Raw genomic sequence first — 26,694 nt, forward strand, 5'->3', positions numbered from 1 at the left:
TGATCCATGGCGAAAGGCCCGTCCCGCACCTCGCGGCGGGACGGGCCCTCACGTCGTGATTCTCAGGAGGCGGTGCAGGTCACCGCGGGTGTGGTCGGCGTGCCGTTCACGATCACGCCGAACTCCGCGGTGGCGCCGGCGCCCAGGGCGCCGTTCCAGGACACGTTCTTCACGGTGACCGCGGACCCGCTCGTGGTCAGCGTCCCGTTCCACACCTGGCTGACGGTCTGCCCGCTGCCGAGCGTCCAGCCCGTCGTCCAGCCGGAGATCGCCTTTCCGGCGGTCACCGTGACGTTGGCCTGGAACCCCCCGTTCCAGGAGCTGGTCACCTTGAACGCCGCGGTGCAGCCGGCCCCGGACGGGTTCGACGGCGGCGGGTCGGACGGCACCGAGGGGGACGGGGACGACGACGACGGCGAAGCGGTCGGCGAGCTGGTGACCGGCGGGTTCGGTGCCCCGGTGGCCAGGCTGTACGCCAGGTCCGGCTGGAACGATCCGGCGGCGTACTTGCAGCCGTCCGCCTCACCCGGCGGCTTCACCCAGAGGAACGCGTCCACGTTGCCGTCGTTCGTGGCGGTGGTCGGGTAGGTCCCGATCCGCCGGTCGGTGTTGTCGTCCCCGCACCAGTCGCCGGACGCCCCGCCGTTGCGGCTGGTGTCCACCACCTGGTGCTTGCCGGTGATGCCCCGTCCGTTCAGCGCGTTGATGATCGCCCGCCCGTACGCGGTCTCGGCCGACGTCCCGTTGAAGTTCGAGACGTTGGTGTAGAAGCCGTCGGCGTTGGCCACACCCGCCGCGGCCAGCCGGTTCGCCTGCTCGGTGGCGCTGTTCCAGGCCGAGTGCCCGGCGTCCAGGTAGACCTTGGCGTTCGGGTTGGCCGCCTTCAGCGTGCGGGTGGCGGTGGCCAGCGCGTTGTCCCGGGCGGTGATCTCACTGGAGCTCAGGCAGGTCTGGAGCGCGATCGAGTCCGGCTCCAGGATCACGATCGCGGTCCGGTTGCCCAGGGAGCCGGCGATCGCGGAGATCCAGTTCTGGTACTGGTTCAGGTCGGGGGCGCCGCCCGCGCTGGCGCCGCCGCAGTCCCGGTTGGGGATGCCGTACGCGGTCAGCACCGGGATCTGGCCGGCCGCGTTGGCCGCGCCGACGTAGCCTGCGACCTCGGAGCCGATGGTGGAGAGGTTGAAGTTGGCGAACCAGCGCGACGCGGGCTGGCTGGCGATCTTGTCGCGGATCGTCGCGGTCCGGTAGTCGTTGGGGTTGGCGGCCACCCACCGGGCGACGGCGGTGCTGTCCGCCTCCCGGTACAGGGTGCCGCTGATCGTGCCGGCCTCGGCGGCGCCGGCCGAGAGGATCAGGGCGCCGGTGGCGACGGTGGCGCCGGCGGCCGCGGCCGCCAGCCATCTACGATGCGGGGAAACGGGGGACATGGCTTCCTTCCGAAGGGGAGAAGGCCTACTGGGAGCGCTCCCAACGTAACGGCATCGACATCGGTTAGCAATCTGTACGACTCGATGTTCCGGATTCGCAGCCGGCCGGCGGCGTGACGTGACCGGCCGTGTGGTGGTCGCAACTAGATCGGCAATTGCGTGACCAGCACCTTTAGGGCACCCTAAGCTAGGTAAGCCTAACCATCAGAGGTCGCCCCATGTACGTCTGCATCTGTTACCACGTCCGTGAGCGTGAAGTCCGTTCCGCGATCCGTTGCGGCGCCCGGACGGAGGAGTCGGTCGGCGACGCCTGTGGGGCCGGCACCGGGTGCGGCAGCTGCCTGGACCGGATTTGCGATCTGATCAAGGAGGAGGCGAGCTCCGACACGCTGCTACCCTCCGCTGCCTAGCCGTTACGGCCAGTACGCTTACCCCCGAAAAGCCATACTATGGGGGTATTTGGCATGCAAGGTGATGCCCGTGTCATCGAGTTCCTCAACGAACAGCTGACCGCGGAACTGACCGCGATCAACCAGTACTTCCTGCACGCCAAGATGCAGGACAACTGGGGTTACACCGTGCTGGCGAAGCACACCAGGGCCGAGTCGATCGACGAGATGCGGCACGCCGAGGTGCTCACCGACCGGATCCTCTTCCTCGAAGGCCTGCCGAACTACCAGAAGCTGTTCGCGCTGCGGATCGGCGAGTCGGTCAAGGAACAGTTCGAGTGCGACATGAAGATCGAGGTGGAGGCGGTCGACCGGCTGCGCCGCGGCCTGGAATACATGCGCTCCATCGGTGACATCACGTCCGCCCGGATCTTCGAGGACATCCTGGCCGACGAGGAGCACCACGTCGACTACCTGGAGACCCAGCTCGGCCTGATCGCGAAGCTGGGCGAGCCGCTGTACCTCCAGAACGTCACGGAGCACCCGGAAGCCGGCTGACGGCACGCGGTGGGCCGGCGGGGAGGCGGCCCACTCTCACCGGAAGCCGACGACGCTGAGCAGGGCGAACCCGGCGGCGGTCAGCGGCAGCGCGTACACCAGGACCAGACCGCGGCGGCGCCAGGTGGGCGCCACCCACGCGGTGATCCCAAGACCGAGAATTATCAGTACGCCGAACGCGGCCATCAGGTCACCGGCCGCGTAGCTCGGGTCGCCGATCCGGGTGACCTGCAACCCGGCCTCGGCGAACAGCACCGAACCGGGCAGCGCCAGCGCCACGTCCCGGAACGACTCCGGGATCCGCGCCCGGCCGCGCGCCAGGGCACCGCCCGCCCCGAAGACCAGCCCGGCGATCACCCCGAACCCCATCCACACCATGGCGGTGGCGTTCCACAGGTTCGACCAGGCGTCGTGCTGGATCAGCGCGGCGGCCAGGTAGTAGCTCGGGACGGCGACCACCAGCAGGACGGTCGCGGCGAGCGCACTGACCGGCAGGGTCCAGCGGGCCCGGAAGGTGAACAGGAACGCGGCCGTCGCCCAGACCGCCATCGAGTTGCCCAGCCCGCCGAGCGGCGCCGGCACGAACTTGATCCACACGAAGTCCAGCGCGCCCAGCAGCACCCCGGCCGCCAGCGCCGCCAGCGTGGCCGAGGCCGCGCGGATCCCGGAGGTGTCGCGCTGGGGAACCGTGCTCTGGTCGATCGTCATGCGTCGAGCGTACGGACGCGGGGTGCGCCGCCGCATCGCACCGCAGGCGGAGCCGGGCCCCTGCCGCCTCTGCCGAACGGCCGACCTTTCACCTGGTCACGGTCAACTCCACGCGCCGGTTCTCGGCCCGATGGGCGGCCGTGTCGTTGGCGACCCGGGGACGCGTCTCGCCGTGACCCGCGACGGTCAGCCGGTCCGCGGGCACGCCGGCGGCGCGCAGCCCGGCGCGGACGGCGCCGGCCCGCTCGCGACTGAGCCGCAGGTTCGTCACCCGGGAGCCGCGAGAGTCGGTGTGCCCGTCGATCCGGACGGTGGCGGTCGGGTTCGCCTTGAGCAGCGCGGCGATCCGGAGCAGCGTCGTGCGGGAGGCGGGGCTCAGCGCGGCGCTGCCGGTGCGGAAGGTCAGCGGGGGAAGGGCGGAGAGCTGGGCCTGGAGGCCGGCGGTCGGTGGGGTCCTCACCGGCCCGGTGGGCGGGGTGGGCACCGGGCCGGCCGGCGCGCTGCCGGCCGATTCGGTGGGCGGCGTCCCGGCCGGGTCGGTGGACGGGCCGCTCGCGGGACCGGCGGGCGGGCCGCTTGCGGGACTGGTGGGTGGAGTGTCGGCCGGGTTGGTGGGCGGGCCGCTTGCGGGACCGGTGAGCGGGCCGCTTGGGGGACCGGTGAGCGGGCTGCTTGGGGGATCGGTGGGTGGAGTGTCGGCAGGGTTGGTGGGCGGGCCGCTCGCGGGACCGGTGGACGGGCCGCCCGCGGGACCGGCGGGCGGGCCGCTTGCCGGCTCGGTGGGCGGGGTGCTTGCGGGATCGATGGGCGGGGCACTTGCCGGCTCGGTGGGGTCGACCTCGGTGCGGACCGAGCGGACGCCGGTCACCGCCGCGACGATCTCCCGGGCGCGGGCGGCGTCGGCCGGGGAATCGGCGACCACCAGGGCGTCGCGGCCGGTGAAGGAGACCCGGGCGGCGGGTTCGCCGGCGGCGACCAGGGCCTGTGCCGAGCGGCGGGTGAGGTCGTCCTCGATGCGGTGCCGGTTCGGGCCGAGCTGGGCGGCGAGCAGCGCGGCCAGGCCGGTCACCGCGACCAGGACGGCGAGCCGGCGTCGCGATCCGGCGGAGACCGGGCGACCGGATCCAGGGCGGGTCACGGCGATCATGGGACGGTGTCCGTCCCGGCTCCGCTGTCGTCACCGGTGGGGACCGGACGCGGCGAAGGCCGGCGCCGCGGTCCGGATTCCAGGCGACCGGTGGCGGTCGGTCCGGATCCCAGGCGACCACCGGCGGTCGGTCCGGATTCGGGTCGGCCGACGGGTGTCGGTCCGGATTCGGGGCGGCCGACGGGCGTCGGTCCTGTTTCTGGGCGGCTGGCGGGGATCGGTCCGGATTCCGGGCGGCCGGCGGTAGTCGGCCCGGATTCCGGACGGCCGGCAGTAGCCAGTCCGGATTCCGGGCGGCCGGCGGGGGCCGGTGCGGCATTTTGCGGAGCCGCATTCCCGGCCGGATCAGGCCATTCCACCGAAGTGGCGAAAATGTGACGCACGACTTTACCGGAGCGCCGCGCGCCGAGCCTTCCGGTCAGCAGCCCGAGAAGGAATGCGAGCGCGATGACGAGGATCGACTGGCCGACGAACCAGGTCACCATGACCTCCCGAAACGGCCGTGTGATGATCATGATATCGGCTCGTTCGCATTCCGCAAAATGCGCGGTGAGTGCGCATTCGGCTACCGAGACGGCGAGTATTGTTTCCGCATTTTTGCGATTACACGCTGCGCAGGACCGAGACCACCTTGCCGAGGATCACCGCGTGGTCGCCGTCGATGTCGGCGTAGGCCGGGTTCCGTGGCTCCAGGATCACGTGCCCGCCGCGGCGGCGGAACACCTTCACGGTCGCCTCGTCGTCGATCATCGCGGCCACGATGTCGCCGTTGTACGCCTCCGGCTGCTGCTTCACCACGACCAGGTCGCCGTCGCAGATCGCCGCGTCGATCATCGAGTCGCCGCGGACCCGGAGCGCGAACAGGGTGCCCCGGCCGACCAGGTCGCGGGGCAGCGACAGCACCTCGTCGGCGGTCTCCTGGGCCGGGATCGGGACGCCGGCCGCGATCTCGCCGAGCACCGGGACGCCGATCGTGGACGGCCGGTCGGCGGCGCGCTCGGCCCGCGGCAGGAACATCCGGATGTCCACCGGCCGGGTCGAACGGCCCCGCCGCAGCAGCCCGTAGTCCTCCAGGACGCGAAGGTGGCGTGCCACCGCCGAAGTGGAGGCGAGCCCGACCGCGTCGGCGATCTCCCGGGTCGAGGGCGAGTAGCCGTGCCGTTGCGCATGGTCGCGGATGACCGTGAGGATCCGGCGCTGCCGGTCGGTCAGGATCGAGTCGTCGAAGTCGTCATCCGCAAGCACCCGCCGATCTTGCCTGATCGCCCCGCGCCCGGCGAACTGGCACGCCGTACCGGGCGTCGCCCGACCCTCCCAATGCCAAGTGATGCCGCGGCCCAAAACATCCGGCTGGCCCTCATGGCCCTATCCGCGCCTGCGACAGGGCCATGAGCACCAGCCCGAGGGGTTCAGCTGGCGTTGATGGCCCTACCCCGGCCCGCGATAGGGCCGTGGGCGCCAGCCCGAGGGGCTCGGCTGGCGGTGATGGCCCTATCCGTGCCTGCGGCAGGGCTGTGGGCGCCAGCCGGAGGGGTTCGGCTGGCGTTGGTGGCCCTATCCCGGCCCGCGATAGGGCTGTGGGCTCCAGCCGGAGGGGTTCGGCTGGCGTTGGTGGCCCTATCCCGGCCCGCGGCAGGGCTGTGGGTGCCAGCTCGACGGGTTCGGCTGGCGTTGGTGGCCCTGTCCGTGCCTGTGGCAGGGCTGTGGGTGCCAGCTCGACGGGTTTGGCTGGCGTTGGTGGCCCTGTCGCGGCCCGCTATGGGGCCGTGAGTGCCAGCTCGAATCGCTTGTGGCGCGTGGCGGGCCGGTGCCACGGCGGTCGTGCGGAGGGGTGGACGGGGGACCGGGCTCTGGGCGTACCGAAAGAAGGGTTTTTAGGCGGCGACCGGGTGGGTTAGCAGGACGTCGATCGCGGTGGCGGTGACCGGGCGGGCGAAGAGGAAACCCTGGGCCTGGCGGTAGCCGAGTTCGAAGAGGCGGCGGGCCTGCTCGGCGGTCTCCACGCCCTCGGCGACCGTGCGCAGGCCCATGGTCTCGGCGATGCCGGTCAGGGCGGTGACGATCGCCTCCTGCTGGGGCGTGCCGCCGAGCCCGTCCACGAACGACTTGTCGACCTTGATGGCGTGTACCGGGCAGGTGCGCAGCAGACCGAGCGAGGAGTGCCCGGTGCCGAAGTCGTCCAGCGCGATGCTCACGCCGAGCTGGGCCAGAGCGGTCACGGTGGCGAGCGCCCGGCCGCCGCCGAAGACCGCGGTCTCGGTGATCTCGATGGTCAGCTGACGGGCGGGAACCCGGTGCCGGGCCAGCGCGGCCGCGACGATCTCCGGCAGCGCCGGGTCGAGGAGCTGCCGGGCGGAGACGTTGACCGCGATCGAGCTGAGCGCGTCCGGGCCGTGGTCCCGGCGCCAGGCGGCGGCCTGGGCGCAGACGGTGTCGATGATCCAGGCGCCCAGTTCGACGATCAGGCCGGTGTCCTCGGCGACCGGGATGAAGTCGGCGGGCGAGACGGTCTGCCCGTCCGGCCGGGTCCAGCGGATCAGCGACTCGACGCCGGTCATCCGGCCGTGCGGCAGCTCCACGATCGGCTGGTAGAGCAGGTGGAACTCGCCGGCGGCCAGGGCGCGGCGCAGGTCGGCGGCGACGGTGGCGCGCTGGGTGAGGCGGCGTTCCAGCGAGGCGTCGTAGCGGACCACGCGGGTGCCGGTGGTGGCGGCCTCGCGCAGGGCGATCTCGGCCTGGCGATAAAGATCGGCGCCACCGGTGGAGGCATCGGCGAGGGGGGCACCGCCGGTGGAAGCGCTGCCAGTGGAGGCGCTGCCGGTGGAAGCGTTGGCGGTGGAAGCGTTGGCGGTGGAGGCGCTGCTGGTGGAGGCGTTGCTGGTGGAGGCGCTGCTGGTGGAAGCGCTGCCAGTGGAGGCGCTGCTGGTGGAGGCGCTGCTGGTGGAGGCGCTGCCGGTGGAGGCGATGCCGATGGAGAGGTCGACGAGGACGTCGTGACCGGCCGCGTGCAGCGGCTCGGCGTTGGCGGTCAGCAGCGGCCCGGCCGGGTCCGCGCCGGCTGAGCCGGCACCGGGCAGCAGGACACCGAACTCGTCGCCGCCGAGCCGCGCCACCACCGCGTGCTCCCCGGCCAGCGCGGTCAGCCGCCCGGCGAACGCGATCAGCAGCGCGTCACCCGCCACCGGCCCGAGGCTGTCGTTGATCTCCCGGAACTCCTTGAGATCCAGCAGCACCACGGTGTGCGGCCCGTCGGCCGCGGCAACCGCCGCCGCGAAGGACCGCCGGTTGAACAGCCCGGTCAGCTCGTCGTGCATGGCCTGACGCGCGACCGTGCGCAGCAGCGTGCCGTTCTCCGCGAGCGCGACCGCCTGCCGCGCCACCACCAGCAGGAGCAGGACCGCGGTGCCGGCCACCTGAACCGTGCTGAGGTGCCCGGTACGCAATCGCACGACGGTGAGCAGCACGCTGGTCAGCACGGTGGCGACCAGCGGGACGGCGGTGCCCCGGCGATACCCGGACAGGTCCACCGCCTGACGCGGCCGGGCGTGCGCCACGTGCCGGCGCTGGGCGTGCGCCGCGAGCGCCCCGCAGAGCCCGACGAACGGCAGCACCGCGGCACTGCCGTTGAGGTGCGGCCACGGCTTGAGCAGCGTCATCAGCACGGTGGAGAGGGGGCCGGCGATGCCGATCGGCGCCAGGCACCACAGGGCGGCCCGGGGGACCGGGCTCTGCCGGGCTGACATGATCTTGAGGACGACCACCACGCCGGCGACCGCGATCGCCATCATGGCGATGTTCAGCCACCAGGCCTCGGCGGTGACACCGAACCGCTCGACGAACCAGTCGACGTACTGGGAGCCGGCGATGGCGCCGGTCACCGCGACCACGGCCACGTCGAGGATCGCGGTGGTCAGCTGACGCCAGCTGCGGCCCCCGCCGGGGAGCCGGAGCAGCGCGGTGATGGCCAGCGTGGTGCCGATCAGGTAGAGCACCAGGGTGCGGGCACCCAGTGGGGGCATGCCGGTGTTCGGCACGGTGAGCACGTCGACGGTCTGGCTGACCCCGGCGACCAGGATCGCGCCCATCGCGACGGCGACCCGCCGCCAGAACGTGCGCAGCGGGCCGTCGGTGCCGGCCGCCGCGGCGCGGAACGCGGCGACCGCCATCGCCAGCCCGATCAGGGCCGGCGCCCAGACCAGCGCGACCGGGAAGCCGGCCCGGGTGCCGAGCAGGATCAGCAGCACCTCGGTGACCGCCATCAGGACCGCGACCGGGGTGTGCCAGGCTCGCCAGCGGGCCGTCGTCACCTGAGCCTCCCTCGTCCGAGCGCGTGCCACCGCACTCCGAGAGATCGGCTCCGCTGCCTCTCAGTTGAGGATCTCGGCGGCGAGGATCCGCTCCAGGACGAGCGCCACACCCTCGTCGTCGTTGCCGGGCGCCACCTCGTCGGCGATCGCCTTGAGTCCCGGGTGAGCGCCGCCCATCGCCACCCCGTGCCCGGCCCAGGCCAGCATCGGCGCGTCGTTCGGCATGTCGCCGAACGCGATCGTCTCGGGCCCGGTGACGCCGAGCAGCCCGGCCGCGTAGGCCAGCCCGGTGGCCTTGGAGAGCCCGAGGGGCAGGATCTCGATCTCGCCGGGCCCGGCGGTGGTCACCGTCACCAGATGTCCCACCAGCCGTGCCGCCACCTCGCGCAACGCGTCCTCGGACAGCTCCGGGTGCTGGACGTAGAACTTGCGCACCGGTGCCGCCCACAGCCCGGCCGTGTCGGTGACGACCACCGGCAGGTTGCCGACCGGGTCGTGCCGATAGCCGGGCCCGGTGAGCACCGCCCCGTCCAGGCCGTCCCGGTCGGCGGCCAGACGGAGCGGCCCGGTCACCGTCTCGATCATCGCGATCGCCCTCCGGGCCAGATCACGATCGAGAGGGTACGACGTCAGCTGCCGATGCGCCCCGGCGTCGTACACCTGCCCACCCTGCCCGCAGACCGCCAGCCCGGTGTAGCCGAGGTCGTCGAGAACCGTCCGGGTCCAGGTCACCGACCGGCCGGTGACGATGATGTGCCGGGCACCGCGGGCGGCCGCACCGGCCAGCGCGGCCCGGGTCCGCGCCCCGATCGTGTGGTCGGAGCGCAGCAGCGTGCCGTCCAGGTCGGTGGCGATCAGCGCGTACACGCTCAGCCGCCGATGCTGGTGTACCGGGTGAGGTTCCAGTTCCAGAACAGCCGGGCCAGCCGGTACAGCGCGTAGCAGATCAGCGGCGACCAGGCCACGATCGAGGTGACCGGCTGCTGCCCGAGCAGCACCAGCACCGGGAAGTACGCGACGAACGCCACCGGCAGCACGAAGGTGAACGTCACCCGCAGCACCATCGGCAGGATCGACAGCGGATAGTTCCCGACCGTCGCCATGATGTCGTCCAGCCACTTGCCCACGCCGTGCGCGAGCGGCGACCGCAGCATCAGCGCCGCGATCGGCAGCTGCACGGCGGCCTCCAGGTACATCCCGCCGAGGATGGCGGCGGCCAGATAGAGCAGCTTGGCGGGCGTCCAGTCGATCGGCACCCGGGCCACGCCGAACGCGCACACCACCACGCCGACGGTGAAGTCGCCGAACGCGTTCACGTTGAACCGGCTGATCAGGATCTGGGTCAGCACCGGCAACGGGCGCAGGAAGAATCCCTCGACCCGGCCCTCCTCGACGAGTTCGGCGAGCGCGTCACTCAGATTTCCGTACACCATGGTGAAAAGGCCGTGCGCCATCAATCGCATGCCGACGATCAGCAGCACCCCGCTGGCCGGGAAATCCCCGATGCCGTTGAATCGCGTGATCAGCACCGCCGCGAAGGCCAGCGTCGACGACTGCCACAGAATGCCGAAGATGATTTCGAAGGCGAAATCGCCGGGATATTCGAGGCGCCCCCGGATGTTGACGGCGGTCGCCTTCAGTGAAACCGCGAGTGTGTTCAAGGGTTCAGCCTCCTTGCGAGGTGACGCGCCGGGCCGCCCGCGACCAGAGGAACCGGGTCAGCGCGGCGAGTGCCAGCAGCCAGCCGCACGCGTACGCCAGCGGGACCGCCGCCCGGTCGAGCGGGATGCTGCCGATGTAGATCGAGACGGGCAGGTGGATGGTGGCGGCGAACGGCAGCGCGGTCGCCACGGTCAGCAGCCAGCCGGGCAGGAACCAGAGCGGCACGAAGACGCCGGAGAGCAGGTCCTGGACGAACGAGTACATCCGGGTCAGGCCGGTGTTCGAGACCAGCCAGAAGGTGGCCAGGTCGACGAGCTGCCCGAGGTAGTACAGGATCGCCTGGCCGAGCACCAGGCTGACCAGGAACACCCCGCCGACCGCGGCCGAGGACGGCAGGTCGATCATGCCGGTGGCCAGCGCGAACAGGTAGACCACGAAGGCCCAGGCGGCGCCGTAACCCATGTCGCCGAGCGCGCGGAACAGGTAGTAGCGCCCGGGGGAGATGGGCCGCAGGAACCAGTAGACGATGGTCCCCTCGCGGGTGCGCTGCGGCAGCGAGTCCTTGGAGACCATCCGGTTGGTCCACCGGATCCGGCTGAGCAGGATGGCCAGGGTGGCGTAACTGACCGCCTGGCGGACGTCGAGCCCGGCCACCGAATCCTTGCCGGCGTAGACCGCGGTCCACAGCAGGTAGTAGACGTACACCTGGACGACCAGCATGAACGGGGCAAGGAAGAACCGGCCCCGGTACGCGACGACCTGGTACAGCGGGATGATCCGCCAGATCCGCCAGGCCCGGCCGGGCGTCAGCGTAGCGGTGCTCATGCCGCCACCTGGTACGCGTCGCGCATCAGCTCCTCCAGGTCGGACTCCTCGACGGTCAGCCCGACCACCGGGAACAGCGAGATCACCGCGCGCACCACGTCCTCCGGGGTGCTGTCGCCCTCCGGCATCAGCGTGGCCCGCACCCCCTCGCCGGACACCAGCCGCGCACCGGGCACGACCACCTCGGCCACCGGCTCGCCGAACGTCACGTTCACCACCGGCCGCGACCCGTGCTTGCGCTTCATCTCCTCCAGGGTCCCGTCGAACATCAGCCGCCCGTGGTTGATCAGGACCACCCGTTCGCAGAGCCGCGCCACGTCGGTCATGTCGTGCGTGGTCAGCACCACCGCCCGGCCCCGCTCGTGCACCTGCTGGAGCAGGAACTCCCGGGTCTTCTCCTTGGCCACCACGTCCATCCCGATGGTCGGCTCGTCCAGGAACAGGATCGCCGGGTCGTGCAGCACGGCCGCGGCCATGTCGCAGCGCACCCGCTGGCCCAGCGACATCAGCCGGACCGGGGTGTCCCAGAACTCGGAGATGCCGAGGATCTGGTCGACGTCGCGCAGCTGCCGCTCGTAGTCGGCGGCGGACAGCCCGAAGATGTCCCGGATCAGCCCGAACGAGTGCTTGGCCGGCAGGTCCCACCACAGCTGCGTCTTCTGCCCGAAGACCGCGCCGACCGAGCGGGCGTTCGCGGCCCGGTCCGCGTGCGGCACCCGGCCGTCCACCCAGACCTGCCCGGAAGTGGGGGTGAGGATGCCGGTCAGCATCTTGATCGTGGTGGACTTGCCGGCGCCGTTCGGCCCGAGCAGCCCGACCAGCTCACCGCGGGCGACCGACATGGTGAGGTCGGTGACCACCACCTTCTCGTCGCGCGCCGGGTCGAGCAGCGCGCGCAGGTCCGCGAACCGGCCGGTGTGCGTGCGCTTGACCCTGTAGGCCTTGGTCAGTCCGCGAGTGACGATGGCAGCGGAGCGCTCCTCCGACATGACGACTCCTTTCCGTACGGGTGGTAGAGGTTGCTGAGCGCACCGATGTCGGGAAGCTCTCCCAGCAGGTCAGGGCGGTCCAGGGTGGTCAGGGGCAGCTCCCAGTTCTCCACGGCGGGCACGTCGGCGGCCGGCGGGAGCGGATCCCAGCCGATCTCGCCGGGAGACATCCCGAGTCCGGATCCGATCGTCCGGACCGCGTGCTGGGCGGCGAGCGGCGCGAGGGTCAGCTTGGCCGGGCTGGTCACCACGGCACGCCCGTCGAACAGGTCCACGCCGAACTCGTGCGCGACCGTGCCGCTGATCGGCGTCAGGCCGGACTTGGTCGCCGCGTACCCGGAGATCGTCGCGACCCGGCTCAGCACCCCGGCGTCGACGACCTGGCGCAGGGTCAGCAGCAGCCGCCGCGCCCACCACCCGGCGAGCTGCCCGGACTCCGCCTCGGCGCTGTCGAAGGAGTGGAAGTCGGACACCAGCCAGGTGGTGTCGTCCGCCTCGCCGCCGCCGCGGCTGGCCAGGAACAGCCCGTGCCGGGCCGGCTCCGGGAAGACCGCGCTGACCGCGGGCAGCCGCCCGCGCAGGACCAGCATGAAGGCCCGGCGCAGCTGGACCACGGCGGGCAGCCGGGAGCGGGTCAGCAGGCGCTGCGCGCCACTGCCCGCGGCGATCACGGTGGTCCGGGCGGGCAGCGCGGTGACGACTCCGTCCGGCTCGATGACCTGCAGACGCGTTCCGTACGCCGTGTCGCGCACCCGATCGGCGACCCCGGGCACGAACGTCACGCCGGCCGCTCGCGCCTGCGTCGCCAGGCCGTGCAGCACCGCCCCGATGTGGAAGGTCCGCTCGGTGGTGGCGAAGCAGGCGGCCGACGCGGGGGACAGCCATCCCGGCCGTGGCTGCGGGGTGACGTCCAGTCCCGACTCCCGCCAGAAGCGCTCGGCCCGGCCCACCGCGACCGGGTTCGCGAACGCCGCCGTCGACCCGGCCGTCACCGGGGTGACCGCGGCGAGCAGTCCCCGCCAGTGGTCGCCGGCCCGGCGGAACAGCGGCGGCAGCCGGGGCTCCTCCGGGCCGTACGCATAGCCCTGGTGCAGGTAGCCGTGCGACTGCCCGGACTGGCCGGCGCCGACCCGGGACCGCTCGACCACCAGCACCTCGGCGCCGCGCCGGGCCAGCGCCAGGGCGGTCAGCAGACCGGCGATCCCGGCGCCGGCCACCACGACGTCAGACCGGCGCATCGACCTGGACCCGGTCCCCGGCGACGGGCGCAAGCGGCTCGTCCGTCGCCCGGGAGGCGATCGGTTCCAGCGAGGCGACCAGGCCGGAGCTCGCGGAGACGCGCAGCAGCCAGCGCTCGCCGTCGCGGGTGTGCAGCAGCAGCGCGTCCTCCCCGGCCGGGTCGGCGGCGAGCAGCGGGCCGAGCCCGGCGAGCAACACCCGCCCGCCGGCCCGGAACACGTCACCGGTCGCCAGGTCGACGCGCGTCCCGGCGAGGCTCACCGCAGCGGGACCAGATAGCGGGCGGCGAGGGGGTGGTCGCCCCGGCACAGCCGCGCGTACCCGTCGACGAGCGCGGCCGCGGTGGCCGCGCCGCCCGGGTCGTCCACCGGCCGGCCGTCCACGCTCTGCACCGGGCGCAGCCCGAGCAGCGTGCCGGCCAGCACCACCTGCGCCCGGTGCAGCTCGCCGCGCAGCACCGGCCGCTCCTCGACCCGGTGGCCGAGGTCGCGGGCGAGGTCCAGGACGATCCGCTTGGTGATCGAGTCGAGCACCCCGCTGTCCACCGACGGCGTGGTCACCCGATCCTCCTCGACCAGCAGGATCGCCGCGCCGTCGGCCTCGGCGACCTGGTCCCGGTCGTTGAGGATGAACACGTGCTCGACGCCGGCCGCCACCCGCTCCCGCTCGAAGATCCGGAAGTCCAGGTAGGAGCCGCCCGACTTGGCCTGTGCCCCGATCGGCCCGCCGTGCCGGCGGTGGCTGCTCACGATCGCCCGGACGGCCGGGGGAGCGGACGGCGCGTACGGGAAGCCGCCGATGTACATGGCGCCCTCGCTGTCCAGCGACAGCGTCGACCGGCCCCGCTTGGCATAGAACGTCGGCCGCAGGTAGACGTCCGAGCCGCCCAGCTGCCCGGCCACCTCGGCGAGCGCGGCGAACACCTCGGCCCGGGTCGTCGGCGCCGGGATGTCGGCCAGGTGAGCGGACTGGAACAGCCGGTCGAGGTGCTCGTCCCCGGCCAGGATCCGGTGCCGCCCCTCGGCCGCGTCCCAGAACGCGGTGATCCCCTCGAACACGTTGGCGCCGCGCAGCGCCAGCTCGTCCCAGACGTGCACCCGGGCGTCCTCCCACGGCACGCAGGAGCCGTTGAACCACATCACGCGATCCGACATCGGTCAGCCCTCCCGCTTCGCGGTGATCCGGACGTCGCTCACGTCGAGCCGGGCGCGGGCCTCGGTGTGCAGCATGAACGGCACGTCCACGTGGTCGAGCTCGATGCCGGCCGCGGCCAGCTCGGTCAGCGGGATCTCGAGGCGGGACCAGACGCCGGGCGGCAGCGCGGCCAGCCGGCCGGTGATGTCCACCGTGGGCTGCTGCGGGAAGTCGTCGTGGCAGGTGAGCCAGAACGGGCCGTCGGGCGCCTGGTGCACCCGGACCGCGAAGCTGAGCACGCCGCCGTCGCGCAGCTGGGCGCGCAGGTCCCGGTGCTCGCCGTCGGGTGACTGGGCGTAGACGAAGGTGCGGGCGCCGGTGAAGGTGAGCGCCAGGCCCTCGTCGATCGGCTCGCTGAGGATGTACGACGTCTTCATCACCTGGTCGAGCGGGAGCGGCCGGGGGCCGTAGTCGGTGGCGCTGACCTTGAAGGTGTACGCGCCGTCCGGCCGGGGACCGATGGCGAACCAGGCGTCGCCGGCCGGCTCGGCGACGGGCGCGTCCGGCTCGTCGTCGAGGGGTAGGTCGCCCAGGTCCGGGGCGGGGTCACGCAACGTCAGGCCGTGGTCGTACGCGAAGAGGGGTTTTTGAATGATCTCGCCGGCGGGCGGCTGGTAGTCCGGGATGTGGCGCGGCACCCGGTTGGCCGCGAAGCTGCGCCGGCCGCGCGGCCAGCTGACGCTGAGCCGGCCCTGGAAGTCGTGCGCGACGGTGCCGTCCGGCGCGGTGAACAGCACGTCGGTGAGGCCGGTGACGTCCGGGCCGGGCAGCCAGGCCGCGACGAAGGCGTCCGACAGGTTGAGCTCCGGGGTGACGTAGAGCGGGCGGCCGCTGAACATCACCGTGACGGTCGTGACGTCGGCCGCGCGCAGCCGGCGCAGGGTCTCCCGGTCCCGGGCATACGCCGGCTTGAGGCGGCCGTACTCGATGGTCCGCCACGGCTTGATGGTGCCCATCATCTCGGCGTAGGCGTCCTCGCCGATGGCGACGATCGCGACGTCGAAGCCGGCCGGGTCGGTGTGCTCCAGGTACGGGTCGACCGTGCAGTCGCCGGCCACCGCGCGCACCGCGGACGCCACCGTCGAGCTGCCCGGGAAGTCCTCGGTCCCGATGTCGTCGCCCTGCCAGGTCACCGTGTAGCCGCCGGTCTGCTTCGCCACCGCGTCCGCGGCGCTGCCGGTGACCAGCACCCGGGCGGTCCGCGCGATCGGCAGCGCGCCGACGTCGTTCTTGAGCAGCACCAGCGACTTGCGCACCGCCTCGCGGGCCAGTTCCCGGTGCTCGGGCGAACCCAGCACGCTCTGGTCACCGGCCAGCGTCCGGTCCCGCGGCCGGGCCTTGTCCCACAGCCCGGCGCGCATCTTGACCCGCAGGATCCGGCGCACCGCGTCGTCGACCCGGGCCATCGGGATGTCGCCGGAGCGGATCGCGGCGAGCGCGGTGCGGTGCACCGACTGCCACTTCTCCCGGGTGGAGATCATCAGGATGTCCACGCCGGCTTTGATCACGTTGTTCGCGTCGCCCTGGGTGCAGCCCGCGACGTACGGGTGCGCGTCCCAGTCACCGACCACGATCCCGTCGAAGCCGAGCTTGTCCTTGAGCACGTTGAGCAGGTACTCGCTGCCGTGCACCCGCTCCTCGACCCGTCCCGAGCCGATCCAGCCGCTGTAGGACGCCATCACCGACTGGGCGCCGGCCTCGATCGCCGCGAGGAAGCCGGCCGCGTGCACGTTGCGCAGGATGTCCTCGTCGCAGCGGGCGATGCCGCGGTCCTCGCCCTCGAAGGTGCCGCCGTCGGCCACCCAGTGCTTGGCGCAGGCGATCACCCGGGTGTCCGTGCGCAGCTCGCCGGCGTCGCCCTGCAGGCCGCGGACCATGGCCCGGGCGTACGGGTCGACGATCTCCGGATCCTCGGAGTAACCCTCGTAGGTGCGGCCCCAGCGGCGGTCGCGCGGCGTGGTGACGGTCGGGGCGAACGTCCAGTCCATCCCGGTCGCGACGATCTCCCGGGCGGTGGCGACGCCGATCCGGTGCAGCAGGTCGGGATCGCGGGCCGCGCCCAGGCCGATGTTGTGCGGGAAGACGGTGGCGCCGTACACGTTGTTGTGCCCGTGCACCGCGTCGGTGGCCCACATGAACGGGATCCGGAACGGGCGGTCGCGGTAGGCCCGCTCGGCCGCGGCCCAGAAGCCGTCCAGGGCGTCGGTCCACTCCCGCGCGCCGGCCCGCCGGTCGTTGCCGGGCCAGCGGCCGGCGCCGTTCAACGCCGAGCCGATCTTGTAGGCCTCGACGTCCTCGACGGTCAGCTCGACGAGGTCGGGCTGGATCATCTGACCCAGCTTCTCCTCGACGGTCATCTGCGCGAGGATTCCGGTGACCGTCTCCTCGACGACCGGGTCGGGGGTGATCGCCGACCGCAGCGCGGGCCAGTCGGCGTGATGTTGGAGCCGTTCCACCTTGTTCTCCCCGTGAAGGCACGGGTCGTCAGCCGTGCGAGCACGACCTGGAGAGCGCTCTCCATCACCCGTCGAGCGGAACCTTTTCATTTCCGCCAGATTTCTGTCAAGAGTCATTGGTATTGACGGAAATCAATGGGCAAAGACGTGATGCCGAGCCGAAAAGAATCGCTCGGAAAGTGTGGCGGGTCCACCATGGATCGACGCGCATCGTCACGGTACGCCGGTGGCCGGTCGGCAACAAGGCTTCCTGGTTCCGGAACCACGACGGCGGGCGTCACGTGCTTCGCGCCCCTGCTGCGATCCGCCCCTCTCGGGATGCCTTGTCGCTAGTCACTTGCTCCGCGTACAGTTGACGCATGCCACCCATCGCCTACGGGAACAGGTCAAGAGCGGAGAAGCGGTCCGGGATCCCACGGCCGCGGGAAGAGGCCCGAAACTTCGACGGCCTGTACAAAGCACTCCTGGCCAGGTATCCGAGAGAAGCCCTGCGCCTGCTCTGCAAAGTCCAGATCCCCGACGATGCCGTGGTCGCCGTCGCGCCGACCGAGCAGGTCCGGCGGCACGGCCTCCGGCGGGACATGGTGATCACCGTCGCCGCGCCGGATGCTGCCATCGACGTGCATCACATCGAAGTGCAGGTGAAGCGCAGCCCCGACTTCCAGGTCCGGATGGTGAACTACTGGGCCGGACTGGCCGACGAATACGACGAAGTGACGCATCGGATCCATCAGACGGCGATTTGGCCGGTCGGCGGCGGCTACCCGGGTTGCTACGAGCGTGATCGGCTGCGCCTGGAATATCACACGGTCAACATTCCGGACGACCTCGACCCGGGCGAGTTGCTGCAAAGTCCGCTGGCTCCGCTCGCACTCTCGTCGCATCGATGTCCACCGGACGCCGCTGAACGGGTCGCCGGCCACATTGCCGGACTGGCCGACGACGAGGAACGACGGGTCATGTCCGAACTCGCCATGCTGGCGAGCAAAGAAATCGCAGATCAGGTCGACAAGGCATTGAGGAGAATGGTCGTGAGGTCTTATCTGGCAGAGACGGAAACCGGCCGCGAGATCCGGGCGGAGGGCCGGGCCGAGGGGCGGGCGGAGGGCCGTGCGGAGGAACGAAAGCACGCGATGAAGGTCGTGTTGCGGATGCGATTCGGCGACTTCTCCGGTCTGGATGACCTGGTAGGGAAACTCGCAGCCAGCGAATACGACTACGAGGTGAACCTGGCGTCGGTCGTCAGCGGTGCTTCGCTGGAGGACCTTGAGCAGATGTGAGACCACTGCGGGCCGGGGGCCACGGCGGCGGGTCGAGGGACCGCCGCCGTGGTGCTGTCAGCTGCCGGTGCCGCGCAGGGAAAGGGTGCGGTCGGTCAGCGAGCCGGACTCGTTGAGGTCCGAGCGGGTGCCGGCGGCGAAAACGGTCGGGCCGGAGGTGGCGGCCACCGAGTAGAGCACACCGCCGATCTCCTGCTGCGGCACCGTTTCGTCGGTGAACGCGGTGCCGTTCCAGCGCTGGACGAGCGGCTGGGACCGGCCGCCGGCCGAGGTGTATCCGACCGCCCAGACGTTGCCGGCCGTGCCGGAGACGCCGTACAGGACGTTGTTGCCGGTCCCGCCGGTCGGCGCGGTCGGCGCCTCGCTCCAGGCCGTGCCGTTCCAGTGGTACGCCACCGGCGCGGAGTAGCCGTTCTTCGAGCCGACCGCCCACACGTCGTTCGCGGACAGCGCGGTGACCCCGTGCAGGAACGTGCCGGTGCCCGAGGCGGGCAGCTCGGTCTCGGTCCAGGCGGTCCCGTTCCAGTGCGCCGCGAGCGGATGGGCCAGCACGCCCTTCTCCCCGGTGTTCGAGTAATAGCCGACCGCCCACAGGTCGTTCGCGGCGGTGCCGGCCACACTCTCCAGGGTGTTGCCGGAGGTGCCCGGGTCCGGGGCGGTGACCTGCGTCCAGGCCGTGCCGTTCCAGTGCAGGATCAGCGCCTCGCCGTGCAGCGAGCTGTCGTAATACCAGCCGACCGCCCACGCGTCGTTGGTGGCGACCGCCTTCACCCCGTACAGCTGGCGGAAGTTGACGCCGGGCTGCGGGGTCGCGACCGTCGACCAGGACGTGCCGTTCCACCGCAGGGCCAAGGCGTTGCGCGGCGAGCCGTTGACCCCGGAGGAGCCGTTGGCGTAACCGACCGCCCACGCGCTGGAGGCCGAAGTGGCGTCGACATCCCGGAGCTCGTTGTAGTACTGGGTGGCGTTCGGGCTGGTGACGGTCGACCACGAGGTGCCGTTCCAGCGTTCGATCAGGGTGCGCGGGGCAGCCAGGCCGGTGTCGTACCAGCTGCCGACCGCCCACCCGGCGGAGGCCGACAGCGCGGCGCTGCCGTAGAGCTCGTTGGCGATGGTGCCACGGTTGGGCGTGCTCAGGACGGCCCAGGACGTGGCGGCCTGGGCGGGTGCGGCGGCGATCGCCACGAGCGTGAGGCCCGCGGCGGCGCCGCCGAGTGTGCGAAACATGTCGCTCCTTCCGTCGGTGGCCTGACCGTGGCACCGGGGACTGGAACGGGACTGATGTGCGGCTGAAGCGGGCGGGACAGTGCTCCGCGCGTACCGGAATCGGTTTCACACAGCGGCGCCTGTGGGGACGGCGGCGGCGAGGCGGGCGCGGACCTGGGTGGCGTCCGGGTGGCGGAGCTGGTCGAGGATGGTCAGCGCCTGCCGCCAGCTGTCGCGGGCGGCCTCCGGGTCGCCGGCGGTGCGCTGGGCCTCGCCCAGGTTCACGAAGGTGGTGGCTTCGCGATACCGGTCGCCCAGGCGGCGGACCAGCTTGACCGCCTGGCGGTAACAGTTGATCGCCTGGTCGTAACGGCCCAGATGCTCGTACGCGTAACCGAGACTGTCCCAGGTGTCCGCCTGGCCGGTGCGGTCGCCGAGGTCGAGCAGTAACGGCAGGGCCTGCTGGCAGCAGGTGCGGGCCTGCTCGTACTCGCCGAGCAGGGCGTGACACCAGCCGACCGCGTTCAGCGCGATGGCCTCGCCGCGGGCGTGCCCGACCGAGCGGTACAGCTCCAGCGCCCGCCGGGAGTGGCCGAGCGCGCCCGGGCGGTCCTCGCGCCGCTCCATGACGTAGGCGAGGTTCAGGTGGGCGTGCGCCTGGCCGGCCCGATGGTCGCCGCGGCCGAACAGGTCGAGGGCCTGGCGCAGCTCGGCGCCGGCCGCCTCGAACTGGCCGAGCCGGGTCGCCGCGTACGCCAGCAGGCAGGACGCCTGGGCCTGCGCGTACGGATCGCCCAGGCGGCGCCCCGCGGCCAGTGCCGTCCGGCCGACCGTGGTGAGCTCGTGCCAGTGTCCCTCCCGGTTCAGGAACGTCGCCATCGACCAGGCCAGCCGCCAGGCCTGCTCGTCGAAGCCCGCCGCGGCCGCCTGGTGCACCGCGGCCAGCAGCCCCCGGTGCTCGGCGGCGAACCAGGTCAGCGCCTCGTTCTCGCAGTCGGGGCGCTCCGGCGCGGTCTCCGGTGGGTCCGGCGGCCGGGTGAGCGGATCCCGCGCCGGGTACAGCAGGCGGTCGGCGGCGTACGCGTACCGCAGGTAGTGATCGAGCAGCCGGCGCGTGGCGTCCCGCCGCTCCGCCTCGGAGTCGGTGTGCTGGGCCAAACCGGTCGCGTAGACGCGCAGCAGATCGTGGAACGTGTACCGGCCGGCGGTGTGCTGCACCACCAGGCTGGTCCGGGCCAGCTCCTCCAGCAGCGGCCGGGCCCGGTCCACCGGCAGCCCGGCGAGCGCGGCCGCCGCGGGCACCGGCAGGTCCGGGCCGGGGTGCAGGGCGAGCAGCCGGAACAGCCGGGCGGCGTCGGTGCCGAGCGCCCGGTACGACCAGGAGAACACCGCCCGTACGTCGCTGTTCGGGTCGTCGCCGCTGAGCATCGCGAGCCGCCCGCCGACGTCGCGCAGCTCCGCCGCCACGGCCTGCAGGGACAGCCGCGGGCGGGTGGCCGCGCGGGCCGCCACCACGGTCAGCGCCAGTGGCAGCCGGGCACAGCGGGCGACCATCTCGTCCACCGCGTCCGGCTCGACGGCGGCCCGGTCCGCGCCGATCCGCCGGGTCAGCAGCTGCCGGGCCTCGGCGGCCGGCGGCAGCTCCAGCGCGGTCGGATGCGCGCCCTCGGCGACCAGCCCGGACAGGTCGTTGCGGCTGGTCACCACGACCAGGCAGGCCGGCGAGCCGGGCAGCAGCGGGCGCACCTGGGCGGTGTCCCGGGCGTTGTCCAGCACGATCAGCACCCGGCGCCCGGCCAGCCGGGTCCGGTACAGGGCGGCCTGCGCGTCCAGGTCGGCCGGGACCAGGTCGGGGCGCACCCCGAGGGCGTCGAGGAACCGGCGGATCGCCTCGGCCGGGGTCATCACCCGGCTGTCCGGGTCGAAGCCGCGCAGGTTCACGAACAGGTGCCCGTCCGGGAACCGGCCGGCGACGCGGTGCGCCCAGTGCACGGCGAGCGCGGTCTTGCCCACGCCCGCGGTGCCGGCGATCGCGGTGATCCGGAGCGCGCCGGCCGGATCGGCCCGGTCCAGGAACGCGTCCAGACCGGCCAGGTAGGACTCCCGGCCGGTGAACCCGAAGACGTCGGCCGGGAGCTGCCGGGGCTGCGGCGGGGCGGCGGCCGGCGGGTCCAGCGACAGGTCGTGGTGCAGGATCGCGGCGTGCACGGCGCGGATCGCCGGCCCGGGCTCGACGCCCAGATCCTCCGCCAGGTTGCGGCGCAGCCGCTGGTAGACGCCGAGGGCGTCGGCCTGCCGGCCGGTGCGATACAGCGCCCGCATCAGCTGGCCGTGCAGCTGCTCCCGGTACGGGTGCTGCCGCGCCGACTCGGTCAGCTCGGTGATCAGGCCGGCGTGCTCGCCCAGGTCAAGCCGCGCCTCCATGACCGATTCCACCGCGTCGAGCCGGATCGCGGCCAGCCGTTCCGCCTCGCCCTCGAGGCGGCTCAGCCCGGGCAGGTCGGCCAGCGGCGGCCCGCGCCACAGTCCGATCGCGTCGCGCAGCAGCGCCACCCTGCGGGCCGGGTCGGTCGCCCGCCGGCTCTCCTCGATCAGGTGGAGGGCGACCTGGAGATCGGTGCCACCGGGACCGGCGTCGAGCAGGTAACCGGGTGGGCGGGCGACGATCGTGCCCCGGCCGCCGAGCAGTCCGCGCAGGTAGGAGACGTGGCTTTGCAGCGTGTTGAGCGCGGTGGCCGGTGGCCGCCCGTTCCAGACCGCGTCGATCAGCCGGTCGGTGCTGACCACCTCGCCGGCGGCGAGGGCGAGCACGGCCAGCAGCGCCCGGCGCCGCAGGCCGGCCACCGGCCGGAGTTCGCCTCCCGTGATCACATCGACGGATCCGAGCAGCCTCACCCGCATCTCAGCCACGCTACCTCCGCGGCGGGCGGCCGCCGGGCACAGTCAGACCTCCGACAGCGCCGTCGTGGGAGCGTTCCCCCGAGCGGCCGAGCCCGGTGACCGGATCATCTTATCGACTGACGTCGATCAGATGATTGACGTCGAATCATCGGCCTGCCTACGGTCCGACCAGCACTCGTTGTACGGGTCGGTTCCGGCATCGGACCGATCGGCCCGGCCCCCGCTTCCTGACGGCCGCCGGACCCAGCAAACCCGGGACCCGTCCGCCATGCCCATGGCGCGTGGCGGCTTGCCGAGGGGAACGAGGCACAACATGACGAAAACCTTCTTCGTACGACTGAGCACCCTGCTGTCGATGCTCGTCGTCGTCGGGCTGGTGGCCGCACCGGCCTCCCACGCGGGCGGGAAGCCCACCATCACGAAAGAGGCGTTCGGCAGCGTCGACGGCCAGGCCGTGGAGCGGTACACCCTGACCAACGGCCGGCTCCGCGTCAAGATCCTGACCTACGGCGGGATCCTGCAGAGCGTCGAGACGCCGGACCGGCACGGGCACGTCACCAACGTGACGCTCGGCTTCAAGGACCTGGCCGGATATCTCGACAGCAAGAACGCCCCGTACTTCGGCGCCCTGATCGGCCGGTACGGCAACCGGATCGCCAACGGGCGGTTCACCCTGGACGGGGTCACCTACCAGCTGGCCGTCAACAACCCGCCGAACAGCCTGCACGGCGGCACCGTCGGCTTCGACAAGCGGGTCTGGGGCGCCACCCCGGTCCTCGGCTCGGACAGCGTCGGCCTGCGGCTCACCTACACCAGCCCGGACGGCGAGGAGAGCTACCCGGGCACGCTGCGCACCACGGTGACCTACACCGTCACCCGGGACCAGGGCATCCGGATCGACTACCACGCCACCACCGACAAGCCGACCATCCTCAACCTGACCAACCACGCGTACTGGAACCTCGGCGGCGAGGGCACCGGCACCATCGAGGACCAGAAGCTCCAGATCAACGCGAGCCGGTACACGCCGGTGGACGCCACCCTGATCCCGACCGGCGCGATCGACCGGGTGGCCGGCACGCCGATGGACTTCACCCGGGCCACCGCGATCGGGGCGCGCAACCGGGACGCCTTCCAGCAGCTGGTCTTCGGCCGCGGCTACGACCACAACTGGGTGCTGGACCGGCGGGACAGCACGTTCCGCAAGCTGGAGTTCGCCGCCCGGGCGACCGATCCGGGCAGCGGGCGGCGGATCAGCGTCTACACCACCGAGCCGGGCCTTCAGTTCTACGCCGGGAACTTCCTGGACGGGACGTTGTACGGGACCAGCGGTCACGCGTACCGCCAGGGTGACGGCTTCGCGCTGGAGACGCAGCACTTCCCGGACTCGCCGAACCACGCGAACTTCCCGTCGACCGTGCTGCGGCCGGGCCAGACATTCCAGAGCACCACGATCTACCGATTCGGCGTGGAGGGCTAGATGTCCCAGATCCCACCCAGGGTCGAGGAGGCCGTGTCCACCCTCGACCTCAACCCGGTCACCCGGCGCCGGCTGCTCTCCGGGACCGGCCTGGTCAGCGCCTCGCTGGCGGCGAGCGCCCTGCTGAGCGCGTGCAGCAGCGACGACAAGAAGAGTTCGGCTTCGGGGGCCGTCGGCAGCTTCCCGAGCACCCCGAAGTGGAAGTTCACCTTCGTCAACCACGTGACGACCAACCCGTTCTTCACGCCGACCCAGTACGGGATGGCGGACGCCGCCGCCCTGCTCGGCATCGAGAAACCGCAGTGGACCGGGTCGCAGAACTCGATCGTCGCCGAGATGGTGAACGCCACCAACACCGCGATCAGCGCCAAGGTCGACGGGATCGCGATCGCGGTGGTGGACAAGAACGCCTTCCGGGCCCCGGTCGACCAGGCGCTCGACGCCGGCATCCCGGTGGTGTCCTACAACGCCGACGGTGCCCGCGGCGACCCCGGGACGAACCGGCTCGCCTACATCGGGCAGGGCCTGTACGAGTCCGGGTACGCGCTGGGCCGGCGCGCTCTGCTCCAGGTGCAGTCCGGCGACGTGGCGGCCTTCATCGCCACCCCCGGCGCGCTCAACATCCAGCCGCGTATCGACGGGGCCCAGCAGGCGTTCAAGGACTCCGGCAAGCCGATCACGTTCACCGCGGTCGCCACCAACGCCGACGTGACCAAGGGGCTGTCGATCATCGACGCGTACGCCCAGGGGCACAGCAACCTGGCCGGGATGCTGGCCGTGGACGCCGGCTCCACCTCGTCGGTCGGGCAGACGGTCAAGAAGTACAACCTGAGATCGAAGGGCCTGAAGGTGGCCGGCGGCTTCGACCTGATCCCGGAGAGCCTCACCGGCATCCAGGAGGGGAGCCTGGACTACACGATCGACCAGCAGCCGTACATGCAGGGCTTCCTGCCGGTCCTCTACCTGTACCTCTACAAGGTCTCCGGCGGGCTGCTGTCGCCCAGCGAGACCAACACCGGGCTGCTCTTCGTCACCAAGGACAACGTCGCCCCCTATCAGAGCACCAAGACCCGGTACGAGGGATCCAGCTCGGACGCGGTGCTGGTGCCACGGTCGGGGCCGATCCCGCATGGCTGAGCCGACCACCGTGCCGCTCGACGCCGGCGAGGCCCCGCCCCGCCGGCGTCCGGGCCGGGGCCGCCGTGCCGTCGACGGCTTCCTGCGCCGCCGCGAGGCGAGCGTGCTGCTCGTCGCGCTGGGCCTGATGATCTACTTCCGGGCGGCCAGCGACGTCTTCCTCACCCGCGACAACCTGGTCAACATCGCCCAGGCCACCGCGCCGGTCGCGATCGTCGCGGCCGGCATCGTGCTGCTGCTGGTCAGCGGCGAGATCGACCTGTCGGTCGGGATCGTGGCCGCGCTGGCCCCGTTCCTGTTCCACTTCGCGATCGACTTCTACGGCCAGCCGGTCCTGGTCGGGCTGCTCGTGGCGCTGCTCATCGCGGCGGCGGTCGGCCTGGTCAACGGGTTGATCGTGACCCAGCTGAAGGTGCCCTCGTTCGTCACCACGCTGGGCACGTTCTTCGCCGTCCAGGGCATCCTGCTGATCACCTCGCACGCCTATCCGGTGGCGATCCCCCAGGCGGCGCAGGGCACCTTCCAGACCTGGCTCGGCGCCGGGCCGTGGGCCAGCATCACCTGGGCGCTGCTCCTGGTCGCGATCTTCCACGTGATCCTCACCCGGACCCGCTGGGGCCTGCACACCATCTCGGTCGGCGGCAATCCGGTGGGCGCGACCGAGGCCGGCATCCGGGCCTCCCGGATCAAGATCGGAAACTTCATGATCACCAGTACGCTCGGCGGCCTGGTCGGCATCATGGAAGCGTTCCGGATCAACACCATCGACCCGAACATCGGCGGCGGCACCACGCTGACCTTCTACGCCATCTCGGCGGCGGTGATCGGCGGCACCGCGCTGGCCGGCGGCTCCGGCACCATCGTCGGCGCGTTCTTCGGCGCCCTGGTCCTCGCCGAGCTCCAGAACGGCTTCAACCTGATCGGCTACAGCGCCAACACCATCTTCCTGATCCTCGGGCTGGCCATCCTCGTCTCGATGATCGCCAACCAGTACCTGTCCCGACTACGCCGAGCAGGCCGGACATGACGACGAAGGTGGACGCCCTCCAGGTGCTCAACGTGGCCAAACGGTTCGGCGCGCTCACCGCGCTGCGGGACGTGAACCTGCGGGTCGCCAAGGGCGAGGTGCTCGGGCTGATCGGCGACAACGGCGCCGGCAAGTCCACCCTCATAAAGATCATCTGTGGGTATCACCGGCCGGACGCCGGGCGCATCGTGGTGGACGGCGCCGAGGTCACGCTGCGCAGCGTCGACCACGCCCGCTCGCTCGGAATCGACACCGTGTACCAGGACCTCGCCCTGATCAACGAGCTGTCGGTCTACCACAACATGTTCCTCAACCGGGAACTCGTGCGCTGGCCGCTGCTGAACAACCGGGCCATGCGCAAGCGCGCCGAGCAGCACCTGCGTGACATGGGCGTGGACCTGCCGGACGTCACCGTCGAGGTGGCCAAGCTCTCCGGCGGCCAGCGCCAGGCCATCGCGGTGGCCCGCTCGGTGTACTCGGACGCCCGGATCCTGCTGCTCGACGAGCCGCTCGCGGCGATGGGCGCCAAGGAGGGCACGCTGATCCTCGACCTGATCCGCGACCTCAAGGACCGCGGCGACGTCTCGGTGATCATCATCGCCCACAACTACGCGCAGGTGCTGGACGTCTGCGACCGGGTCAACCTGCTCCAGCACGGGCGGATCACCTTCGACAAGCGCGCCGCGGACACCTCGCTGGACGAACTGACCGAGCTGGTGGTCTCCGAGTACCGCTCCGCGCGGCGGCGGCCTACGTGATCGC

23 protein-coding genes are annotated in these 26,694 nt (G+C 71.8%); 7 read left to right on the forward strand and 16 right to left on the reverse strand.

The annotated features are described in order from the left end of the window. Positions 1–62: 62 nt before the first annotated feature. Positions 63–1,427 carry a glycoside hydrolase family 6 protein gene (locus tag Aiant_RS32845; RefSeq protein ID WP_189332833.1) on the reverse strand — a complete coding sequence of 455 codons (1,365 nt, stop codon included), beginning with the start codon at positions 1,425–1,427 and terminating at the stop codon, positions 63–65. 218 nt (positions 1,428–1,645) lie between these two features. Here Aiant_RS32845 and Aiant_RS32850 point away from each other — a divergent pair, with 218 nt between their 5' ends. Further along, complete coding sequence (locus Aiant_RS32850; RefSeq protein ID WP_189332834.1) at positions 1,646–1,837, forward strand: (2Fe-2S)-binding protein; 192 nt, start codon at positions 1,646–1,648, stop codon at positions 1,835–1,837. 54 nt (positions 1,838–1,891) lie between these two features. Beyond that, entirely contained in the window at positions 1,892–2,374 is a 483-nt protein-coding gene (gene bfr / locus Aiant_RS32855; protein WP_189332835.1) for a bacterioferritin, read from the forward strand. Between the two features lie 36 nt (positions 2,375–2,410). Here bfr and Aiant_RS32860 read toward each other — a convergent pair whose 3' ends face one another. From Aiant_RS32860 to Aiant_RS32920, 13 genes are all read right to left on the reverse strand, one after another. Continuing rightward, complete coding sequence (locus tag Aiant_RS32860; RefSeq protein ID WP_189332836.1) at positions 2,411–3,082, reverse strand: DUF6518 family protein; 672 nt, start codon at positions 3,080–3,082, stop codon at positions 2,411–2,413. 88 nt (positions 3,083–3,170) lie between these two features. Further along, complete coding sequence (locus tag Aiant_RS32865; RefSeq protein ID WP_189332837.1) at positions 3,171–4,220, reverse strand: OmpA family protein; 1,050 nt, start codon at positions 4,218–4,220, stop codon at positions 3,171–3,173. A gap of 5 nt (positions 4,221–4,225) precedes the next feature. Continuing rightward, positions 4,226–4,744, reverse strand: coding sequence for a hypothetical protein (locus Aiant_RS32870; protein ID WP_189332838.1), 519 nt, complete (start codon positions 4,742–4,744; stop codon positions 4,226–4,228). An 88-nt stretch (positions 4,745–4,832) separates the two neighbouring features. After that, positions 4,833–5,474: a transcriptional repressor LexA gene (gene lexA / locus Aiant_RS32875; RefSeq protein ID WP_189332839.1), complete on the reverse strand. Its 642-nt coding sequence runs from the start codon at positions 5,472–5,474 to the stop codon at positions 4,833–4,835. A gap of 629 nt (positions 5,475–6,103) precedes the next feature. Beyond that, positions 6,104–8,488: a putative bifunctional diguanylate cyclase/phosphodiesterase gene (locus Aiant_RS32880; RefSeq protein ID WP_189333124.1), complete on the reverse strand. Its 2,385-nt coding sequence runs from the start codon at positions 8,486–8,488 to the stop codon at positions 6,104–6,106. Between the two features lie 108 nt (positions 8,489–8,596). Then, entirely contained in the window at positions 8,597–9,403 is an 807-nt protein-coding gene (locus tag Aiant_RS32885; RefSeq protein ID WP_229830564.1) for an HAD family hydrolase, read from the reverse strand. Positions 9,404–9,405: 2 nt separating this feature from the next. After that, positions 9,406–10,197: an ABC transporter permease gene (locus tag Aiant_RS32890; protein WP_189332840.1), complete on the reverse strand. Its 792-nt coding sequence runs from the start codon at positions 10,195–10,197 to the stop codon at positions 9,406–9,408. Between the two features lie 4 nt (positions 10,198–10,201). Then, positions 10,202–11,023 carry an ABC transporter permease gene (locus Aiant_RS32895; RefSeq protein ID WP_189332841.1) on the reverse strand — a complete coding sequence of 274 codons (822 nt, stop codon included), beginning with the start codon at positions 11,021–11,023 and terminating at the stop codon, positions 10,202–10,204. After that, positions 11,020–12,012, reverse strand: a complete 993-nt coding sequence (locus Aiant_RS32900) for an ABC transporter ATP-binding protein (RefSeq protein ID WP_189332842.1) — start codon at positions 12,010–12,012, stop codon at positions 11,020–11,022. The genes Aiant_RS32895 and Aiant_RS32900 overlap by 4 nt, the downstream gene beginning before the upstream one ends. Beyond that, positions 11,970–13,250: an FAD-dependent oxidoreductase gene (locus tag Aiant_RS32905; RefSeq protein ID WP_189332843.1), complete on the reverse strand. Its 1,281-nt coding sequence runs from the start codon at positions 13,248–13,250 to the stop codon at positions 11,970–11,972. The genes Aiant_RS32900 and Aiant_RS32905 overlap by 43 nt, the downstream gene beginning before the upstream one ends. Beyond that, positions 13,237–13,512 (reverse strand): hypothetical protein, encoded by a 276-nt coding sequence (locus tag Aiant_RS32910; RefSeq protein ID WP_189332844.1) that lies wholly within the window; start codon positions 13,510–13,512, stop codon positions 13,237–13,239. Before Aiant_RS32910 ends, Aiant_RS32905 begins: the two co-directional genes overlap by 14 nt. Then, complete coding sequence (locus Aiant_RS32915; protein WP_189332845.1) at positions 13,509–14,405, reverse strand: aminotransferase class IV; 897 nt, start codon at positions 14,403–14,405, stop codon at positions 13,509–13,511. The genes Aiant_RS32910 and Aiant_RS32915 overlap by 4 nt, the downstream gene beginning before the upstream one ends. 3 nt (positions 14,406–14,408) lie before the next feature. After that, positions 14,409–16,901: a glycoside hydrolase family 3 protein gene (locus tag Aiant_RS32920; protein ID WP_189332846.1), complete on the reverse strand. Its 2,493-nt coding sequence runs from the start codon at positions 16,899–16,901 to the stop codon at positions 14,409–14,411. Positions 16,902–17,260: 359 nt separating this feature from the next. On the opposite strand from Aiant_RS32920, the gene Aiant_RS32925 reads away from it, so the two are divergent. After that, positions 17,261–18,181 (forward strand): RpnC/YadD family protein, encoded by a 921-nt coding sequence (locus tag Aiant_RS32925; RefSeq protein WP_189332847.1) that lies wholly within the window; start codon positions 17,261–17,263, stop codon positions 18,179–18,181. A 57-nt stretch (positions 18,182–18,238) separates the two neighbouring features. Here Aiant_RS32925 and Aiant_RS32930 read toward each other — a convergent pair whose 3' ends face one another. Both Aiant_RS32930 and Aiant_RS32935 read right to left on the reverse strand, forming a co-directional pair. Then, the gene (locus Aiant_RS32930) at positions 18,239–19,408 is read right to left on the reverse strand and encodes a hypothetical protein (protein WP_189332848.1); all 1,170 of its coding nucleotides are present in this window, start codon (positions 19,406–19,408) and stop codon (positions 18,239–18,241) included. Between the two features lie 105 nt (positions 19,409–19,513). Continuing rightward, positions 19,514–22,288, reverse strand: a complete 2,775-nt coding sequence (locus Aiant_RS32935) for an AfsR/SARP family transcriptional regulator (protein WP_189332849.1) — start codon at positions 22,286–22,288, stop codon at positions 19,514–19,516. A 313-nt stretch (positions 22,289–22,601) separates the two neighbouring features. Between Aiant_RS32935 and Aiant_RS32940 the strand changes: the two genes are divergently transcribed. From Aiant_RS32940 to Aiant_RS32955, 4 genes are read left to right on the forward strand one after another with little or no spacing between them, the layout of a single operon-like run. Further along, the gene (locus Aiant_RS32940; RefSeq protein ID WP_189332850.1) at positions 22,602–23,768 is read left to right on the forward strand and encodes an aldose epimerase family protein; all 1,167 of its coding nucleotides are present in this window, start codon (positions 22,602–22,604) and stop codon (positions 23,766–23,768) included. Further along, positions 23,769–24,905, forward strand: coding sequence for a sugar ABC transporter substrate-binding protein (locus Aiant_RS32945; RefSeq protein WP_189332851.1), 1,137 nt, complete (start codon positions 23,769–23,771; stop codon positions 24,903–24,905). Beyond that, on the forward strand, positions 24,898–25,932 hold the full coding sequence (locus Aiant_RS32950; protein WP_189332852.1) for an ABC transporter permease: 1,035 nt from the start codon (positions 24,898–24,900) through the stop codon (positions 25,930–25,932). Before Aiant_RS32945 ends, Aiant_RS32950 begins: the two co-directional genes overlap by 8 nt. Further along, on the forward strand, positions 25,929–26,690 hold the full coding sequence (locus tag Aiant_RS32955) for an ATP-binding cassette domain-containing protein (protein ID WP_189332853.1): 762 nt from the start codon (positions 25,929–25,931) through the stop codon (positions 26,688–26,690). Before Aiant_RS32950 ends, Aiant_RS32955 begins: the two co-directional genes overlap by 4 nt. The last annotated feature ends 4 nt before the right edge of the window (positions 26,691–26,694 follow it).

The organism is Actinoplanes ianthinogenes (assembly GCF_018324205.1).
In the GTDB taxonomy this organism is placed as follows: Bacteria; Actinomycetota; Actinomycetes; order Mycobacteriales; family Micromonosporaceae; genus Actinoplanes; species Actinoplanes ianthinogenes.